Origin of the sequence: Nonomuraea sp. NPDC051191 (assembly GCF_044455665.1) — a bacterium.
Taxonomy (GTDB): domain Bacteria; phylum Actinomycetota; class Actinomycetes; order Streptosporangiales; family Streptosporangiaceae; genus Nonomuraea.
Genome location: NZ_JBITEZ010000005.1, coordinates 243,594 through 261,409 on the forward strand (window position 1 = coordinate 243,594; position 17,816 = coordinate 261,409).

Here is a 17,816-nt window from a genome sequence, read left to right on the forward strand (position 1 = left end):
GCGAGGATTCGGGTGGCGTCCGCGTCACGGGAGGCCGGTCGGCGGGCGGGAGTGCGCTGCGGCGCATTGCGCGGAGATCGCGCGTTATCGGGCTGATTGTTCGTCGAAATCGGCAAAGACTGTTGGATTCCCGGGTTCGGGGCGAACGGCGGCTTTGAAAGGGATGCCGTGCGGCATGGCCGGTCGCCTTCTCGTGATTCTCCAGGAGTGTTCCCGGGGTGCTGTTCCACCGCCCGCCCGGCGTCACGCGTGGCAGCGCCGCGTGATTCCGCAGCGCTGCCACAGGTGTCAGCGGCGTTTCCAGAAGGGGCCGCGGCGCGTTCCTGAGCCGGGGTCCCCCGGAAGGGCGGGACCGGCGGCGTCGTCGGCGGACCCTGGGGCACCGCCGGTGAGGCCGGTGAGGAGGTCGACGGCGTGGTCGTGCAGGGCCCGGAGGTCCGTGCCCGGACGCTCGGCCGCCTCCAGGTCGCGGGCCAGCGCCGTCAGAGCCTCGTTCCCGCCCAGGTACGCCGCCAGCGCCGCCAGTCGGGAGCCCAGGTCGGCCAGGTACAGCGCGTCCGGTACGCGCATCGCCGTGAGCCGGTCCAGTTCGGCCTTCAGCTGCGGCCTGACCGACTCCAGCCGGTGCGCCGGACGCGGTGACACCGGAGGCGCGAACTTCGGCGAGCCCCCGAACCCCGACCCACCGGAACCCGGCGCGGGCGGCGGCGGACCGGCGGGGCCGCCGGCCGAGGGCGGCGCCGGGAAGGGGGCCTCAGCCGAGGAGGCGGCGGGCCCGCCGCCGGCCGGCGGGGCGAAGCCCTGAGGCATCATGCGGGGAGCGCTGGCCGGACGGGCCATCGTCATGGCCTGCGCCACGAACCCTCCGCCCATGGACGGGTTCGGCGGCAGCTCCCACCCGCTCGGCGGCTCGACCGGCTGGATGACCCGATGCTCGGGCCCGCCCTCCGCGACCTGCCGGGTGTCGATCGCCACGTACGCCGTGAACCTGCACAGCACGCCGTTCTCCAGCGAGACCCCCACGATCCGCGACTCCAGACCGTGCTCGCCCATGGCGTACCGGTCCTCCAGCTCGCGCAGGTGGGCGCGGGCCCAGACGGCACGGAGGGCGGGACCGTCCGTGGTCACCCCCGTGACCCGCTCCTCCCACGGCCCCGCGGCCGACGTCCCGCGTACGGTGACGGCCTCGGCGCCCTCGCGGCACCGCCCGTACACCCGGAGCGGCACGCCCGGGAAGATCGAGCCGAGATGGGTGACGGTGTCCGGGTCGGTCTCCAGCCCCTTCAGGGACAGGTCCGTCACCAGCGGCGCGCCGATCCTGCGGTGGATCTGCTCCATCGCCGCGTCGAGCCGGTCCTCGGACTCCACCAGCTCGCACCGGCCCGCGCCCAGCCCGGCGAGCCTGCCGAGGAACCCGGCGTTCACCGCCCGGTCGATCCCGACCGTGTGCACCCGCATCGCCGACAGCGCGCCGCCGGTCTGCTCCAGGATCTGGTCCTCGTTGCCCACCTGGCCGTCGGTGACCAGCACCAGCACCCGCTCCCTGTCGCCGGGCGCGCCGAGCAGCGCGATGGCGCGGCGCAGCGGTTCGAGCAGTTCGGTGCCGCCGCGCGCGTCGACCCGCGCGAGGTGCTCGACCGCCCGGTACCGGTTGCGGTCGGACGCCTCCACCAGCCCCTCGAACGCCGCCTCGACCACCGAGTCGAACGTCAGCACGTCGAAGCGGTCGTGCGCGGTCAGCGTGTCGACGATGCGCGCCGCCGCCCGCCGCGCCGCGACCATCTTCCAGCCGCCCATGCTGCCCGAACGGTCGAGCAGCAGCACCACGTCCCGCGGCGCGCGGGCGGCCTGGAGCGCGGGCGGGACGACGGTGAGCGCGAACGTCCCCCGGCCGTCGAACTGCAGCGACGTGGACGCCTCGAACGACAGGCGCAGCACGAAGTCGCGGTCGAGCCGCTCGCCCGGACGCAGCCGTACGGTGTGGTTCTCCTCCTCGACCACGTGCAGGCTGGAGGCCAGCTCCCGCAGGTCGAGGCCGGAGGCGTCGACGCGGGCGGTGAGCGAGAGGCGCACCGGGCTGGGGAAGCCGGGCAGCAGCACCGGCGGCGTGATCCTGGACGCGTCGGGCACGGCGTCGGTGTCCGGCGCGACCCCGGCCCCCGCCGGGTCGCCGTCGAGCGGGGTGCCCGGGACGTACCGCGGGGCCACGACGAGCGGGAAGCGGAACGTCGCCGCGCCGTCCTCGTAGGGGAGGGGCTGGCTCATGCTCAGCCTGACCGAGACGCGTTCGCCGGGCAGGATGTTGCCCACCCTGATCGTGAACACGTCGGGCCGGTCCTCCTCGGCGATGGCCGCCCGCCTGCCCTCGCGCAACGCCTGGTCGTAGTCGGCCCTGGCCTGGCCGCGCTCCTTCAGCACGCCCTCCACGACCCGGTCGTCGGCCTCCATCCTGAACCCCGTCACCGCCGCCCGGTCGGGCAGCGGGAAGACGTAGGTCGCCTCCAGCGTGACGTCGAACGGGTTGTGGAACCCCTGCTCGACCTCGACCCCGGCGATGAGCCCGGCGATGTCGGCGTGGACGTCCACGCTCTCCAGCGGCAGGTTGCCGCGCTCGGTCAGCAGCGCGCCGAACCCGGCGTCCGGCACCGGCAGGCACCGTGCGGGCTCCAGCGAAGTGATCTTCACAGCAGTCTCCTCTCTACGAGCACCGCGAGCAGCGGTCCCGCCGCCGCCAGCACCGCCTGGACGTCCTCCTCGGACGGAGGCCGCCCACCGTCCCACACGACCCGCACGCCGTCGCCGAGCGCGATCCCCGAGACCGCGCCTCCGGCGGCGTGCCCGCCCGTGTCCCCGGCCGCCGGTCGCGGCGCGGCTTCGGGGCCCCCCGGTTCTTGGACGGCGGCCGGGGCGGGACGGCTCGGCCGGTCGGCCCAGAACCGCCCCCGTCCCGCGTCGCCGCCGCCGTCCGGGCCGCCCGGTGGGGGACGCCGGACCGCCGGGCCCGGGGGCGGCGCGTCGGTCAGGCCGGCGGCCGTCGCCAGCGTCGTGTTCGTCGCCCCGGCCAGGGCCGTCTGGATCTCCGCGATCGAGTGCCCCGCGGCCTGCATGCGCTTGACGGCCACCAGTTGCAGCAGGTGCCGCCGGCCGTAGCGGGCGATCCTGCCGCGCCGGGTCAGGGGCGGGTCCACGAGGCCGATGGTGGTGTACCACCTGATCAGGCGCTCCCCGGGCACATCGCGGACCCGGCCGTTGACCGGCTGCGCGCCGGCGCGCAGCGCGTGCGCCGCGTGCTCGGCCAGCTCGCCGATGGTCCAGGTGTCGCTCATACCTCCACAATGACACTGTCACTATTGCACTGTCAATGACGGAAAGATCGGAAGAATCGAGCCCCGAATGACGTTGTAAAAGGGGAAAAGCACTACTGAAGGGGAGGAAATACGACATGGCTACGATCACCGGTCCGCTCTCGGGTGACGCCAAGAACACTGTCGCCGAGGCCCTGCAGGGCGCCCTCGTCGATCTGATCGATCTGTCGCTGATCGCCAAGCAGGCGCACTGGAACCTCGTCGGCCCCCATTTCCGCCCGATTCACCTCCAGCTTGACGAGCTGACCGACCTGGCCCGTACCCATATGGACACCATCGCCGAACGCGCCGTCGCCCTTGGCGTGAACCCTGACGGACGATCGGCGACCGTCGCCAAGTCCACCCAGCTCCAGCAGCCCGAGCGCGGCTGGCTGGAGGACGGCAAGGTCGTGGCGACCGTCACCGACATCCTCGACGGCATCAGCAAGCGCATGTACGAGCGCATCCGCGCCACCGACGAGGCCGACCCCGTCAGCCAGGACCTGCTCATCGCCGTGACGCAGGACATCGACAAGCAGCACTGGATGTTCCAGGCCCAGCGCTGACCGCAGGCCGACCGCGCGACCGAAGGCCCGGGCACGAGCCCGGGCCTTCGCGCGTCCGGGCTTTTGTGCGTTCGGGTGGGGAAGTGGGCGATCTTCCGCGCAGTGGGTACGGACTGTCACGCATCGTCCAGGGACCGCCGACGATCTCCCGCCGCGACGGAGCGCGGGGTTTGCGCAGAGTTTGATGTCGCGAGTCCTTGCCATTCATGTCGATGCGGTCGACTAGCGTGGCACCTAGAGGGAGGCCCCACGATGTCCCACAAGACTCTCCTCCGCACGGGCCCGCTCTTGCAGGGCGGCATCAGCCCGTACGGGCCGCTCACGCCGGCGTCCGCCGACGGGCTCGCGCTGCCGCCGGGCTTCACCGGCCGGGTCGTGGCCCGCTCCGGTGACAAGGTGGCCGGGCTCACCTGGCACGCGGCGCCCGACGGCGGCGCCTGTTTCCCCGACGGCGCCGGCTGGATCTACGTGTCCAATTCCGAGCTGCCCCTGCTCGGCGGCGCCTCCGCGGTGCGCTTCCAGGCCGACGGCACGGTCGCCGACGCCTACCGCATCCTGTCCGGCACCGACCTCAACTGCGCGGGCGGCGCCACGCCGTGGCACACCTGGCTGTCGTGCGAGCTCGGCGACCGCGGCCGCGTCTTCGAGTGCGACCCTTACGGCGCCCGCGCCGCCCGTCCCCGCCTGGCCATGGGCCGCTTCAGGCACGAGGCCGCCGCCTGCGACCCCGAGCGGCGCGTCGTCTACATGACCGAGGACGAGCAGGACGGCTGCTTCTACCGGTTCCGGCCCGGCGACTGGGGCGACCTGACCGAGGGCACGCTGGAGGTGCTGTGCGCGTCGGGCGGATGGCGGCCGGTGCCGTCCCCGGCCGCGCTGCTCACCGCGGCCCGCCACCAGGTCGAGGACGCCCGCCACTTCGACGGCGGCGACGGCTGCCACTACGCGGGCGGCGTCTGCTACTTCACCACCAAGGGCGACACCGGCCTGTGGGCCTACGACGCGCAGACCTCCACGCTCGACCGGCTGTGCGAGGGCGTGCGCGCGATCACGGCCGCGCCCTCGGGCGACCTCTACGTGGCCAGGGAGACGACGGAGATCGACGTCATCGCCCCCGACCGGGCCGTCACGCCGTTCCTGCGGCTCACCGGGCACGACGGGGCCGAGCTCACCGGGCTGGCGTTCTCGCCGAGGGGCGACCGGCTCTACTTCTCGGCCAGGCGCGGCCGCACCGAGGGCCACACCTTCGAGGTCGGCGGCCCCTTCCGCCCCTGACCGGACGTCCGCGGCTCAGGCCAGGTAGCGGACCAGCATCAGCTTCAGCTCGGCCACGAGCTCCGCGCCGTGCTCCGGCGTCGCCGGCCCCAGCATGGGCAGCACCGCCTTCACCATGGCCAGCGCCATCGTGGCGTTGAGCCGCGCCCGCTCCTGCGGCAGCTCGGGCGAACGCCGCCGCAGCAGCGCGGCGATCCGCTCGGCCAGCGCCGCGTGCATGCGCTGCGAGGCCGCCGCGAGCCGGTCGCCGGTGGCCGTCCCGTACAGCAGCGACCAGTACGCCGGCGACTCGGCCTTGAACGCCACGCTCTCGTCCACGAGCTGCCCCACCAGGGCCTCCAGCGGGACGTCCGGGGTGACCCCCGCCAGCCGGGCCGCCCAGAACTCCTCCCGGTCGTCGGTGTACCGGGACACCAGGCCGTCCAGGATCTCCTCCTTGTTCCGGAAGAACTGGTACAGCGACCCGGGGGAGAGCCCGGCCCGCGCGGCGACCTGGTTCGTCGTCAGGTCCGGATAGCCGATCTCGGCGATCACCGACTCCGCGGCGTCGAGGATCTCGGCCATCCGCTTCAGGCCGCGCGCCTGCCTGCGGACCGTGCGTTCAGGCATGGGCCACTCCGTTGACAAATGCGAGCATTTACTTGTATTTCTGGGTTCGACAGCGAAACACGAGCAGTTTACCGAGTTTCCAGTGGGAGACCCCATGCGAACCTGCCCATCCGGCCCGGCGCGGGCGGTGCCCCCGTGGCCGTGAACGTCACCACGCGGGGCCCGCGCGCCACCGCCGCAGAGCCGCCGCTGCGCAGGCTGGGCCACCTCCTCGTCCGTCGCCGCCGGGTCGTGCTGGCCCTGGCCGCACTCGTCCTGGTCGTCGCGGGCGTCCTGGCCGCCGGCACGGTCTCCCGCCTCTCCCTGGCCCGCTTCGAGGCGCCCGGCTCGGCGTCCGACCGGGCCCAGGCCGAGCTCGCACGGCGGTTCGGCACCGGCAGCCCCGACCTGGTCTTCCTGGTCACCACCAGGTCGGGCACCGTCGACGACGCCGCGGCCGAGTCGGCGGGCCGCGCGCTCACCGAGCGGATCGGCCGGGCGCCGGGCGTCGCGGAGTCGTCCTCGTACTGGACCAGGGGCAGGCCCGCCACCCTGCGCAGCCAGGACGGCAGGCACGCGCTGATCGTGGTACGCGTCCCCGGCGACGCCGACCACGTGCGCACGCGGGTGCTGCCCGCGCTCGTGCCGCGCATCGTCGGCGACCAGGGCCCCTTCCGGGTACGGGCCGGGGGAGGGGAGGAGGTGTTCCGCGAGACCGTGCCGCTGGCCAGGCAGGACTTCGTCCGGGCCGAGCTGGTCGTCTTCCCGCTGGCGTTCGTGCTGCTGTGGCTCTACCAGCGGCACGTGACGGCCGCCCTGGTGCCGATCCTGGCCGGGGTGGCGGCCATGGTGGTCGGCCTGGCCCTGCTGCGCGGCGTGCTGATGTTCGCGGACGTCTCCACCTTCGCCCTGAACCTCACCCTCGCCATGGGCCTCGGGCTCGGCATCGACTACTGCCTGTTCGTCGTCCAGCGTTTCCGCGAGGAGGTCGCCGCGGGGCGCGACCGCCCGGCGGCCGTCGCCGGAGCCGTCGAGCACGCCGGGCGGACCGTGCTGTTCAGCGGCCTCACCGTGGCCGCCTCGCTGGCCGTGCTGTTCGCGCTGCCCTTCGACTTCCTGCGTTCCTTCGCCTACGCGGGCATCGCGGTCGTCGCCGGCGGCCTGTTCGCGGCGGTGGTCGTGCTGCCCGCCGTGCTGGCCTCGATCGGCGGCACGATGGTGCCCCGGACGCGGCGGCGCGGCGCGGGACTCTGGCGTGGGAGGCGGCGCGCTTCCGGCGCCGGGTCCTGGCCAGGCCGTGCCGGGCCGTCCGGGTTCTGGGACGGCCTGGCCGCCCGGGTCATGCGCCGGCCGGTGTTGTCCGGCGGTCTGGCGGCCGCGCTGCTGCTGGTGCTCGCCTCGCCGTTCCTCGGCCTGCGCTTCGGTACGGCCGACGACCGCATCCTGCCGCCGGAGGCGTCCTCGCGGCAGACCCAGGAGGTCATCCGGCGGGCCTTCCCGGCGGAGGAGACCGACGCCATCCAGATCATCTCGACGGGAGCGGCGCGGGCCGCCGACGTCTCGGCGTACGCGGTGCGGCTCTCGCGGGTTCCCGGGGTCGCCCAGGTCGACTCCGCCGCCGGCGCTCACGTGGCGGGGCGGCGCGTCGGCGACGGCGACCCGGCCCGCTTCCGCGGGGAGGGCGCCTGGCTGTCGGTGGTGCCGTCCGCGAAGGCGCTGGCCGGTGACCCCGTCCGGCTGGTGGAGTCCGTACGGGCCGTGCCGCCGCCGTTCGAGGTGCTGGTCGGCGGCTATCCCGCCGAGCTGGCCGACTACCGCGCCTCGGTCGTGGACCGCCTGCCGCTGGTGCTCACGCTCATGCTGGGCGTCACGTTCGCCGTGCTGTTCCTGATGACCGGCAGCCTGGTCCTGCCGCTCAAGGCGACCCTGCTGAACGTGCTCAGCCTCGGCGTCATGTTCGGCGCCGTCGTCTGGGTCTTCCAGGAGGGCCACCTGTCGGGCCTGCTCGGCTTCACCCCGACCGGCACGCTCGACCCGAGCATCCCGATCCTCATGCTCTGCGTCGCCTACGGCCTGTCGATGGACTACGAGGTCTTCCTGCTGTCCAGGATCAAGGAGGAGCACGACAGGACGGGCGACACCGTGGAGGCCGTGGCCGCCGGCATGCGGCGCGGCGCGCCCCTGATCACCGCGGCGGGCGGCATCCTGGCGCTCACCTTCGCCGCCTACGCCACCGCGCGCGTGGCGTTCGTGCAGATGCTCGGGGTCGGCATGGCGGTGGCGGTGCTGGCGGACGCCACCGTGATCAGGGCGGTGCTGGTGCCGAGCCTGATGCGCCTGGCCGGGCCGCTCAACTGGTGGCCACGGGGCCGGGCCGGGCGGGCACGGTGAGATCGAGCGACCACATCTCCTCGGTGACCTCGGCGCCGTTCTCCACGCCCCGTTCGGCCGACTCCAGCTCGAACCCGGCCGCCTGGTAGATGCGCCGCGCGCTCACCAGGCAGTCGCGGGTCCACAACGTGATCCGCCGGTAGCCGCGCGCCCTGGCGTGGCGCAGGCACTCGGCCACCAGACGCCGGCCGATCCCGAGCCCCCGCGCCGACGGCTCGACCAGCAACATGCGCAGCTTGGCCGTCGTGTCGTCCTGGTGCACGCAGAACACGCATCCGGCGCGCTCGCCGTCGACCTCGGCGATCCAGCCGGCGTCGCGGGCGGGGTCGTAGGCGCCCACGATCCTGGCCACGAGCTGCTCGAACTCGGTGCCCCAGCCGTACTCCTCGCTGTAGAGGGCGCCGTGCCGGTAGGCGACCCAGCCCAGGTCGCCCGTCCGCGGGGGCCTGATCACGTACGAGCGCTCGGAGGGCTCGCCGAGCAGCCGCCTGATCGTCGCCATGCCGCCGACCAGCAGCGCCTGGTCCTCCTCGGGCAGGCCGCCGAGCAGGCGCTCGATCTCCTCGGCCGATCGGCGGTCGAGCCCGGCGAAGGTCGCGGCGCCGGCCTCGGTCAGCCGTACGAGCTGCTTGCGGGCGTCGGCGGCCGACCGCTCGCGCGACACCAGGCCGTCGCCCTCGAACCGGGCCAGGATCCGGCTCAGGTAGCCCGCGTCGAGGTCGAGCAGGCCGCGCAGCTCGCCGGTCTCCATGCTCTCGGCGTGCGCCAGCTCGAACAGCACCCGGACTTCCGTCAGCGAGTAGGGCGAGTCGAGCATGCCTGCCTGGAGGACGCCGATCACTTTCGTATAGAACCGGTTGAAGGCTCTGATCTCAGAAACCCTTGCCTCCGTCAACGAATTCATTGCTCTAGTCAACCATAAGAAGGATCCCGTTGTGAACCTGTACATAGGCGGCTACGGCCCCGGCATCGTGACCGCGGACGGCGAGCTGACCCGCGTGGCCTCGCCGTCGTTCCTGGCCGCGCACCCCACCCTGCCGGTGTTGTACGCGGTGGGCGAGTTGCGGCGCGGCTGGCTCACCGCCTTCACCATGGACGGCGGCCTGTCCCCGCTGGACGAACGCTCCAGCGACGGCGACAGCCCCTGCCACCTGGCGGTCCACCCCTCGGGGACCCTGCTGGCCGTGGCCAACTACGGCGACGGCACCGCGGGCCTGCACCACCTGGACGAGAGGGGGGCCTTCGCCGGCGACCCGATCGTCCTGAGGCACGAGGGCTCGGGCCCCGACCCCGACCGCCAGGCCGGCCCGCACGCCCACATGTGCGTCTTCCACGAGGACGTCCTGCACGTCTCCGACCTGGGCACCGACGAGATTCGCCGCTACCGCCTGGACGGCTCCCCGCTCGACCCGATCACCTTGGCCCCCGGCACCGGCCCCCGCCACTTCGCCTTCGCCGGCGACCGCCTGTACGTGGCCGGCGAGCTGGACGGCACCGTGACCCTCGTCGAGGGCGAGCGCCGCACCGTCGTCCCCGCCTCGCGCGCCGGGGGCGACAACGCGCCCTCCCACCTGCAGCTCGACGGCGACCTGGTCTACGTCGCCAACCGCGGGCCCGACACGGTCTCGGTGCTGCGCGCCGCCGACCTGACCCCGGTGGCCGAGGTGCCCTCGGGCGGCGACTGGCCCCGGCACTTCGCCATCGCGGGCGACCGCCTGTACGTCGCCAACCAGAACTCCGGCCAGGTGACCGTGTTCACGCTGGACGACGGGGTGCCCGAGCCGGCCGGGCGGTCGTACGAGGTGCCCAGCCCGTCCTGCGTGCTGCCCGCCTAGGAGGGCACGGCCTGTGCGGGGAGGCGGGCCCGTGTAAGAAGTTGACCAAGTGGTGGCCCGGCGCCCCGCCGGGCCACCACGATGGCCGGGTGCGCAAGATCCTGTCGCTCCTCGCCCTGCTGATCGCCGTCCTGCCCGCCGCCGGGTGCGGCGGCGCCCCCGTGCGGCCGGTGCCGTCCGCGGCGCCCGCGCCGCCCGCGCCGACGCCCTCGGAACCGGGCCGCCCGTCGCCGCCGCCGGTGAACGCGGGGGAGTCGTGGCGGATCACCACCCGCGGGGCCGAGCACGAGATCGAGGGCTACGCCGACCATGTGAGCGTGCTGCCCGGCGAGCGCTTCGCCCTGCATGTCTCCACCACCGCCCCGCGCTTCACCGCCGCCGCCTTCAGGATGGGTGCGCACCCGGCGAAGGTGTGGGAGTCCTCCCAGGTCAAGGGCGTACGCCAGCCCCCGGCCAGGACCGTGGACCGCATGGTGACCGCCGCGCACTGGAAGCCCTCGCTCACCGTGGACACCCGAGGCTGGACGGAGGGCGCGTACCTGATCAGGCTGGACGCCTCGACCGGCGCCCAGCGGTACGTGCCGATCACCGTGCGCTCGGCCTCGACCCGGGGCCGCGTGGTGGTGGTGAACGCGGTCACCACCTGGCAGGCGTACAACCTGTGGGGCGGGCGCAGCCTGTACCTCGGCCCCGGCGGCTTCGCCGACCGCTCGCGCGAGGTCACCTTCGATCGCCCGTACGACGGCGCCGGCGCCCGCCTGTTCCTCGACTTCGAGCAGTCGGCGCTGGACGTGGCCGAGCGCAGCGGCGTGCCCCTGGCCTACCTCACGAGCCTCGACCTCGGCCCCGGCGTGCTGGACGGCGCCAAGGCCGTGCTCTCGCTGGGCCACGACGAGTACTGGTCGCCCGCGATGCGCACGGCCGTCACCCGGGCCAGGGACAGCGGGACGAACCTTGCCTTCCTCGGCGCGAACGCCGTCTACTGGCGGATCGCGATCAAGGGCAGGACGGTCGCCTGCGACAAGGAACGGCTGTGCCCGCTGTGGCGGGACTCCCGCCCGGAGAGCGCCCTGGTGGGGCAGATGTACGACTGCTTCCCCGCCCAGGGCGCCTACACGGTCACCAGGCCCGGTCACTGGATCTTCGCCGGCACCCGGGGGCGGCGCTTCCCCGGCATGGTCGGCCCGGAGAGCGACAAGGTCTCGCGCGGCTCGCCGAAGGGCGTCGAGGTGCTGGCCGACTCGTCGTTCTCGTGCGGGGGACGGGCGACGACGTCGCAGAGCACGTACTACACCGCGCCGAGCGGGGCCGGGGTGTTCGCGTCCGGCACGATGCGCTGGGTGTGCGCGATGCGCGGCAAGCGGTGCGGTCACGGCGTCCCCGAGTCCGCGGCCGCCTTCACCCGCCGCGCGACGGCGAACGTGCTGACCCGCTTCGCGGCGGGCCCCGCCGGCGAACGCGCCGCCGTGCTTCCGCACCACCCCGCCCGGGCCCCTCAGGAGCACGGGGTGCCGACGGGGAACGCCGCCGCCTCCAAGACCCGCCGGCACGCCCCGGGAGGCACCCCTGAAGGCCCCCAGGAAGGCCCCCAGGAAGGCCCCCGGGAAGGCCCCCGGGAAGGCCCCCAGGAAGGCTAGGAGCGGCGCTCGCGCAGGATCGCCTCCAGCCGCTTCCTGATCTCCTGCTCGGCCGCATCCTTGCGCACGCCGAGGTCGGCGAGGGCCTGCACCACCGGGCCCTCCTCCAGGGAGAGCACGCCGAGCAGCAGGTGCTCGGTGCCGACGTAGTTGTGCCCGAGCCGCAGCGCCTCCCGCAGGGTCAGCTCCAGCGCCTTGGCGCTCTGCGCGGCGAACGGCAGGGTGACGGGTGACTGCCCGCCGCCCGGCCCCATGGCCGCCGTGACGGCCTCCCTGACCGCCTCGGCGGACGCGCCGAGGGTGGCCATGGTCGAGGCGGCCAGCGCCTCCGGCACGTGCAGCAGCCCGAGCACCAGGTGCCCGACCTCGATGTGGTCGTGCCCCGACAGCCGCGCCTCCTCCTGCGACTTGACCACCGCGACCCGGGCCTTGTCGGTGTAACGGGCGTAGTTGCGCAGGTCGTCGGCGAGCGAGCTGCCCTCCTTGACCACGAACCGCTTCTGCGCGGCCTGTTTGGTGACGCCCATGCTGCGGCCGATGTCGGTCCAGGAGGCGCCGGAGTGGCGGGCGTTGTCCACGAAGTGGCCGATCAGGTGGTCGGCCACCTCGCCGAGGTGCTCGCCGAGCGTGACGGCGTCGGTGAGCTGGCCGAGCGTGTCGCCGTCCGGGTGGCGGCTCTTGATGGCGGCGATGAGGTCGTCGAGACGTACGGTTCCATCCATGCGTCAACCATAGGTTGACGTTCTCTATTCGTCAACCCTTGGTTGACGAACGGGGTTCCTCTTCGGAAATGATCTGCGCCTGGCGTTTGGTCTAGACCACTGTGCGCCCCGGCAGGCACAATGCGAGCTGTCACCGAGCAATGGTTCGTGAACCCCATCGGGAGGAACCCGCCATGCGTATAGGAGTGCTCACCGGAGGCGGAGACTGTCCGGGTCTCAACGCCGTCATCAGGGCCGTGGTGCGTAAGGGGGTGAGCGCGTACGGCCATGAGTTCGTGGGGTTCCGCGACGGCTGGCGCGGCCCCCTCGAAGGCGACACGATGCCGCTCGACATCCAGGCCGTACGAGGCATCCTGCCGCGGGGCGGCACCATTCTCGGATCCTCCCGGACCAACCCGATCAAGATCCAGGGCGGCGTCGACCGCATCAAGGAGAACCTCCTCGCCACCGGCGTCGACGCCCTGATCGCCATCGGCGGCGAGGACACGCTCGGCGTGGCCAAGCAGCTCTACGACCGCGACGTGAACGTCGTGGGCGTGCCCAAGACCATCGACAACGACCTGTCCGGCACCGACTACACCTTCGGCTTCGACACCGCGGTCAACATCGCGATGGAGGCCATCGACCGGCTGCACACCACCGCCGAGTCCCACCACCGCGCGCTGATCTGCGAGGTCATGGGCCGTCACGCGGGCTGGATCGCGCTGCACGCGGGCATGGCCGGCGGCGCCAACGTGATCCTCATCCCCGAGAAGCCCTTCGACATCGACCGGGTCTGCGAGTACGTCGAGTCCCGCTTCCGCACCCGCTATTCGCCGATCATCGTCGTGGCCGAGGGTGCCCACCCGATCGAGGGCCAGATGGAGCTGCAGACCGGCACCCTCGACGCGTTCGGGCACGTCCGGCTCGGCGGCGTCGGCGAGGTGCTGGCCAAGGAGATCGAGAAGCGCACCGGCAAGGAGGCCCGGACGACGGTGCTCGGGCACATCCAGCGCGGCGGCACCCCGACGGCCTACGACCGGGTGCTGGCCACCAGGTTCGGCCTCCAGGCGATCGACGCCGCGCACGAGGGCGACTACGGCAAGATGGTCGCCCTGCGCGGCACCGACATCGTCCGGGTCGGGCTCGACGAGGCGACGGCCGAGCTGAAGACCGTGCCGGTGTCCCGGTACTCCGAGGCCGAGGTCTTCTTCGGCTGAGGTGTTCTTCGGCTGGGTGAAAGCGGCTTGCAAGCGCCCGGCCGTACCTTCTGGACAGCGGGGTTACCGCTTACAACCCCCCTCGGGGTACGGCTTGGGGCGCAGCGAGTCGGCGGCCCACTTCGCGCCGCAAGCCGTACCCAGGAGATAGCTCAACCGCGGGGCGCGCCGGGGAGATCCACCTCCGGCGCGCCCTCGCCGCGTTCACGGGGAGCGTCCGGGCTCAGCGGCGGGGCGTCCGCATCATCATCTGCTGCTGCGGGCGGGGGGCGGCCGGGGGCGCGGGGTAGGCCAGGCGCTGCTGCTGGGCGGTACGCCGGCGCAGCTCCAGGCGGGCGACCATCTCGGCGTCCTCGTGCAGTTCCTCCTCCGAGGGCGCGAGGATCACCATGAGCAGCATGGTCAGCGTGATCAGGCTGATCACGGTCATGAGGGGGACGAGGAAGTCCAGGGCGTCGGCGCCGGTGACCATGCCGGGCTCGGCGTCGACGGAGACCCGCATGGCGTACATGCCGGTGTAGTGCATGCCCGAGACGGCCACGCCCATGACCATCGCCGCGCCGGTGATCCAGACCGTCCTCTTGACCCGCAGGGTGAACCAGAGCGCGGCGGTCGCGGCCACGACGGCGATGACCACGGACGCGGCCACGGTCGTGCGGTCGTAGGAGACGTGGGCGCTCATGTTCATGGCGTACATGCCGAGGTAGTGCATGCTGGCCACGCCGAGCCCGGTGAGCAGGCCGCCGCCGAGCAGCGCCAGGGCCCGGCCACGGCCGTAGGACACCAGGAACAGCCCGGTGCCGACCACCACGATGGCCACGGCGGCCGAGGCGACGGTGAGCGGCACGTCGTACTTGATCTGCGTGCCCTCCACCGCGAAGCCCATCATGCCGACGAAGTGCATGACCCAGATCCCGGTGCCGCCTATGGAGATCGCCGCGCCGATCAGCCAGCGCATCCGCGACGCGCCGCGGCTCGCGTGGGCCTGGGCGGTCAGCCGCAGTCCGAGCATCGAACCCAGGCACGACATCAGGTACGCGAGCAGCGGAGTGAGCGGTCCGTGGGTGAAATGATTAACAGCGGTCATATATCGACATTCCTTGTGATTAGGGGTTCACGGATTGTGTCATCCGCCCTGTCCCTATCGCATGGATAACGCAACTATCTGTCAACCGCCGTGTCGGAAACATGAAAAGGTCTCATGAGCATCGAGGGGCCCTTCTGGCGGGCGATCGCGGTCTTCCGCGTCGCGTCGCTGCTGTACGCCGTCGTGCTGATGGCCCAGTACCGCGGGTATGAGGAGCCGGTCATCGGCTGGCTGGTGATCGCCCTGATGACCCTGTGGACGGCCGGGGCCACGTACGCGTACTCGGTCGAGGGGCTGCGCGGATGGCCGCTGCCGGCCATCGACCTGCTGGTGGCCCTGGCCTGCCTGCTGGCCTCGCCGTACGTCGAGGGCGCCCGGCAGGGCGCGGCGGGCACCATGCCCGTGCCCGCCACCTGGATCGCGGCGCCCGTCCTGGCCTGGGCCGTGTACGGCGGCAGGCGCGCGGGCGCGGTGGCGGCGGCCGTCGTCGCCGCCGCGGACCTGTGGCTGCGCGTGCGCGCCCCGGACGCGCCCGTGATGATCAACGGCGCCGTCCTGCTGTTCCTGTCAGGAGTGGTGGTCGGACACGTGGCCCGGCTGGCCAAGGAGGCCGAGGAGCGCATGCAGCGCGCGGCCGAGATGGAGGCGGCCCAGCGCGAACGCGACCGGCTGGCCCGCGACCTGCACGACTCCGTCCTCCAGGTGCTGGCCCTGGTCCAGCGGCGCGGCCGGCAGATCGGCGGCGAGGCGGCCGAGCTGGGCCGCCTCGCCGGCGAGCAGGAGGCCGCGCTGCGCGAGCTCATCGCCGCCCGCCCGGCCCCGACCGGCTCCACCGACCTGCGCTCCCTGCTCATTCGGCACGGCTCGCCGCTGGTGACGGTCTCCACCCCGGCCACGCCGCTCGTCCTGCCCACCCCGGCGGCCGAGGGCGTGGCGGCCGCGGTCGGGGCCGCCCTGGACAACGTGCGCAGGCACTGCGGCCTGGACGCGCGGGCCTGGGTGTTCGCCGAGTCCTGCGACGACGTGGTCATGGTGACCGTCCGGGACGAGGGGCCCGGCATCCCCGAGGGCCGCCTGGAGCGGGCCGCCGCCGAGGGCCGCCTGGGCGTCGCCCAGTCCATCCGCGGACGCGTCGCCGACCTGGGCGGGACGGTCGCCGTCACCTCCGCGCGGTCGGGGACCGAGATCGAGATCAGCCTGCCCGCCGAGCGGACGCGGAAAGGCGCGGGCGGCCCCGGTTAGAGTGGCGTCATGGTGCGGGTCATGGTCGTGGACGACCATCCCATGTGGCGCGACGGCGTGGCCAGGGATCTGTCCGAGGCGGGCTACGACGTCGTGGCGGTGGTGGGGGAGGGGCGGCAGGCGATCCGGGCGGCCGGGGCCGTACGTCCCGAGGTCGTGGTGCTGGATCTGCACCTGCCCGACATGTCCGGGGCCGAGGTGGCCGCCGGCCTGGCCGGGGCCGACCCGGCGCCGAAGGTCCTGGTGTTGTCGGCCAGCGCCGAGCAGGACGACGTGCTGGCCGCGGTCAAGGCCGGCGCGTCCGGATATCTGGTGAAGTCGGCGAGCCGGGAGGAGTTCCTCGACGCCGTCCGCCGCACCGCCGACGGCGACGCCGTCTTCACGCCGGGCCTGGCCGGGCTGGTCCTCGGGGAGTACCGGCGGCTGGCCGCGAGTCCGGCCGCAGCCGGCCGCGCGGGCGACGACGGGCCGAGGCTGACCGAGCGCGAGACGGAGGTGCTCAGGCTGGTCGCCAAGGGCCTGACCTACCGGCAGGTGGCCGACCGCCTGGTGCTCTCGCACCGCACGGTCCAGAACCACGTGCAGAACACGCTGAGCAAGCTCCAGTTGCACAACCGGGTGGAACTGGTCCGATATGCGATCGAGCAGGGCCTCGACGCGGACTAAACTCGATGGGTCGCGGCGTTGCCTTCCTACGGCCGCGCTTTCCCCGTCTTCCCCGGAGGTTCCACCATGACGATGTCCGCCCTGGGCGAGCCATGCGTTCTGCTCAAGCTGGGCGAGATCGTCCTCAAGGGCAAGAACCGTGAGCTGTTCGAGCGTCGCCTGATCGACAACATCCGCTTCGCGCTCCAGGATCTCGGCCTCAAGACGGACGTGCGCAGACGCCACGGCGTCGTCGCGATCTTCCTGCCCGAGGGTTCGGGCGTCGAGCAGGCCGAGGCGGTGGCCCGGCGGGTCGCCGACGTGCCCGGCCTGGTGTGGATCCACCAGACCTGGCGGGTGGCCAAAGACCCCGACAGCGTGCTCAAGGCCGCCCTGGAGCTGATCCGCGACCGCGAGGAGGTCGCCCGCGGGGCCCGCTTCGCCGTGCGCTCCCGCCGCCGCGACAAGCGCTTCCCGCTGCGCTCCAACGAGCTCGACCGGCTCGTCGGCGGCGCGATCAACGACGAGTACCACCTGCCCGTCGACCTGAAGAACCCCGAGCTGACCGTGCACATCGAGGTCGACAGGGACGAGGTGTTCGTCTTCACCGACGGCATCCCGGGCCAGGGCGGCCTGCCGGTCGGCAGCAGCGGCCGGGCGCTGGTGCTCATGTCCGGCGGCATCGACTCGCCGGTGGCGGCCTACCGGATGATGAAGCGCGGCCTCCACGTCGACTTCCTGCACTTCTCCGGCATCCCGTTCACCACCTCCGAGTCGATCTACAAGGCGTACGCGCTGGTCAGGAAGCTCGACAGGTTCCAGGGCAGGTCGCGGCTGTGGGTGGTGCCGTTCGGCAAGGCGCAGCAGTCGATCCGCAACTCGGGCCAGGACCGCCTGGCGGTGATCGCCCAGCGGCGGCTCATGCTGAAGACGGCCGAGGAGGTCGCCCACCGCATCCGCGCCGGCGCCCTGATCACCGGCGACGCGCTCGGCCAGGTCTCCTCCCAGACGCTGGCCAACATCACCGCCCAGGACAACGCGGTCGACCTGCCGATCCTGCGCCCGCTCGTGGGCTGGGACAAGACCGAGATCATGGCCGAGGCCCGGCGCATCGGCACGCTGGAGATCTCGGAGCTGCCCGACGAGGACTGCTGCTCCCTGCTGGCTCCCAAGCGCGCCGAGACCCGGGCCAAGATCGAGGACCTCAAGCAGATCGAGAAGCGGCTCGACGCCGAGGAGCTGTGCGTGCAGCTCGCCGACTCGATCCAGGAGTACACGCTGTAGG

At 72.9% G+C, this 17,816-nt stretch carries 15 protein-coding genes; 9 read left to right on the top strand and 6 right to left on the bottom strand.

Translation table 11 applies throughout. The features are described 5' to 3' along the window. Window positions 1–288: 288 nt before the first annotated feature. Entirely contained in the window at window positions 289–2,685 is a 2,397-nt protein-coding gene (locus ACIA8R_RS16030; protein ID WP_397038933.1) for a VIT domain-containing protein, read from the bottom strand. Next, window positions 2,682–3,326 (bottom strand): helix-turn-helix domain-containing protein, encoded by a 645-nt coding sequence (locus ACIA8R_RS16035; RefSeq protein ID WP_397038935.1) that lies wholly within the window; start codon window positions 3,324–3,326, stop codon window positions 2,682–2,684. The genes ACIA8R_RS16030 and ACIA8R_RS16035 overlap by 4 nt, the downstream gene beginning before the upstream one ends. Window positions 3,327–3,442: 116 nt before the next feature. Between ACIA8R_RS16035 and ACIA8R_RS16040 the strand changes: the two genes are divergently transcribed. Further along, entirely contained in the window at window positions 3,443–3,910 is a 468-nt protein-coding gene (locus tag ACIA8R_RS16040) for a DNA starvation/stationary phase protection protein (protein WP_357700567.1), read from the top strand. A gap of 252 nt (window positions 3,911–4,162) precedes the next feature. Continuing rightward, the gene (locus ACIA8R_RS16045; protein WP_357700565.1) at window positions 4,163–5,185 is read left to right on the top strand and encodes an alkaline phosphatase PhoX; all 1,023 of its coding nucleotides are present in this window, start codon (window positions 4,163–4,165) and stop codon (window positions 5,183–5,185) included. Window positions 5,186–5,200: 15 nt separating this feature from the next. On the opposite strand, the gene ACIA8R_RS16050 is transcribed toward ACIA8R_RS16045, so the two are convergent. Beyond that, a complete protein-coding gene (locus tag ACIA8R_RS16050; protein WP_397038937.1) occupies window positions 5,201–5,794 on the bottom strand; it encodes a TetR/AcrR family transcriptional regulator in 594 nt (197 codons plus the stop codon). A 135-nt stretch (window positions 5,795–5,929) separates the two neighbouring features. On the opposite strand from ACIA8R_RS16050, the gene ACIA8R_RS16055 reads away from it, so the two are divergent. After that, complete coding sequence (locus ACIA8R_RS16055) at window positions 5,930–8,164, top strand: MMPL family transporter (protein ID WP_397038939.1); 2,235 nt, start codon at window positions 5,930–5,932, stop codon at window positions 8,162–8,164. On the opposite strand, the gene ACIA8R_RS16060 is transcribed toward ACIA8R_RS16055, so the two are convergent. Continuing rightward, window positions 8,124–9,005: a GNAT family N-acetyltransferase gene (locus tag ACIA8R_RS16060; RefSeq protein WP_397038941.1), complete on the bottom strand. Its 882-nt coding sequence runs from the start codon at window positions 9,003–9,005 to the stop codon at window positions 8,124–8,126. The genes ACIA8R_RS16055 and ACIA8R_RS16060 overlap by 41 nt on opposite strands. Window positions 9,006–9,099: 94 nt before the next feature. Between ACIA8R_RS16060 and ACIA8R_RS16065 the strand changes: the two genes are divergently transcribed. Together ACIA8R_RS16065 and ACIA8R_RS16070 are read left to right on the top strand one after the other, a co-directional pair. After that, on the top strand, window positions 9,100–9,999 hold the full coding sequence (locus ACIA8R_RS16065) for a beta-propeller fold lactonase family protein (RefSeq protein WP_364091304.1): 900 nt from the start codon (window positions 9,100–9,102) through the stop codon (window positions 9,997–9,999). Window positions 10,000–10,088: 89 nt separating this feature from the next. Then, window positions 10,089–11,636, top strand: a complete 1,548-nt coding sequence (locus tag ACIA8R_RS16070) for a N,N-dimethylformamidase beta subunit family domain-containing protein (RefSeq protein WP_397038943.1) — start codon at window positions 10,089–10,091, stop codon at window positions 11,634–11,636. On the opposite strand, the gene ACIA8R_RS16075 is transcribed toward ACIA8R_RS16070, so the two are convergent. Then, window positions 11,633–12,358, bottom strand: coding sequence for a Clp protease N-terminal domain-containing protein (locus ACIA8R_RS16075; protein WP_397038945.1), 726 nt, complete (start codon window positions 12,356–12,358; stop codon window positions 11,633–11,635). The genes ACIA8R_RS16070 and ACIA8R_RS16075 overlap by 4 nt on opposite strands. Before the next feature lie 173 nt (window positions 12,359–12,531). On the opposite strand from ACIA8R_RS16075, the gene ACIA8R_RS16080 reads away from it, so the two are divergent. Then, entirely contained in the window at window positions 12,532–13,557 is a 1,026-nt protein-coding gene (locus tag ACIA8R_RS16080; protein ID WP_357705286.1) for a 6-phosphofructokinase, read from the top strand. Window positions 13,558–13,780: 223 nt separating this feature from the next. On the opposite strand, the gene ACIA8R_RS16085 is transcribed toward ACIA8R_RS16080, so the two are convergent. Further along, on the bottom strand, window positions 13,781–14,644 hold the full coding sequence (locus tag ACIA8R_RS16085; protein ID WP_397038948.1) for an MHYT domain-containing protein: 864 nt from the start codon (window positions 14,642–14,644) through the stop codon (window positions 13,781–13,783). Between the two features lie 114 nt (window positions 14,645–14,758). Here ACIA8R_RS16085 and macS point away from each other — a divergent pair, with 114 nt between their 5' ends. From macS to thiI, 3 genes are all read left to right on the top strand, one after another. After that, window positions 14,759–15,886 carry a MacS family sensor histidine kinase gene (gene macS / locus ACIA8R_RS16090; protein ID WP_397038950.1) on the top strand — a complete coding sequence of 376 codons (1,128 nt, stop codon included), beginning with the start codon at window positions 14,759–14,761 and terminating at the stop codon, window positions 15,884–15,886. Window positions 15,887–15,895: 9 nt separating this feature from the next. Continuing rightward, complete coding sequence (locus ACIA8R_RS16095) at window positions 15,896–16,552, top strand: response regulator transcription factor (RefSeq protein ID WP_364091294.1); 657 nt, start codon at window positions 15,896–15,898, stop codon at window positions 16,550–16,552. A gap of 66 nt (window positions 16,553–16,618) precedes the next feature. After that, window positions 16,619–17,815 (top strand): tRNA uracil 4-sulfurtransferase ThiI, encoded by a 1,197-nt coding sequence (gene thiI, locus ACIA8R_RS16100; protein WP_357705293.1) that lies wholly within the window; start codon window positions 16,619–16,621, stop codon window positions 17,813–17,815. Window position 17,816 lies beyond the last annotated feature (1 nt).

Bases quoted from the DNA above. Each gene is read 5' to 3' on its own strand.
- ACIA8R_RS16045 (WP_357700565.1), top strand. From the start codon at position 4,163: ATGTCCCACAAGACTCTCCTCCGCACGGGCCCGCTCTTGCAGGGCGGC.
- ACIA8R_RS16035 (WP_397038935.1), bottom strand. From the start codon at position 3,326: ATGAGCGACACCTGGACCATCGGCGAGCTGGCCGAGCACGCGGCGCAC.
- ACIA8R_RS16095 (WP_364091294.1), top strand. From the start codon at position 15,896: ATGGTGCGGGTCATGGTCGTGGACGACCATCCCATGTGGCGCGACGGC.
- ACIA8R_RS16075 (WP_397038945.1), bottom strand. From the start codon at position 12,358: ATGGATGGAACCGTACGTCTCGACGACCTCATCGCCGCCATCAAGAGC.
- ACIA8R_RS16085 (WP_397038948.1), bottom strand. From the start codon at position 14,644: ATGACCGCTGTTAATCATTTCACCCACGGACCGCTCACTCCGCTGCTC.
- ACIA8R_RS16080 (WP_357705286.1), top strand. From the start codon at position 12,532: ATGCGTATAGGAGTGCTCACCGGAGGCGGAGACTGTCCGGGTCTCAAC.
- macS (WP_397038950.1), top strand. From the start codon at position 14,759: ATGAGCATCGAGGGGCCCTTCTGGCGGGCGATCGCGGTCTTCCGCGTC.
- ACIA8R_RS16040 (WP_357700567.1), top strand. From the start codon at position 3,443: ATGGCTACGATCACCGGTCCGCTCTCGGGTGACGCCAAGAACACTGTC.
- ACIA8R_RS16050 (WP_397038937.1), bottom strand. From the start codon at position 5,794: ATGCCTGAACGCACGGTCCGCAGGCAGGCGCGCGGCCTGAAGCGGATG.
- thiI (WP_357705293.1), top strand. From the start codon at position 16,619: ATGACGATGTCCGCCCTGGGCGAGCCATGCGTTCTGCTCAAGCTGGGC.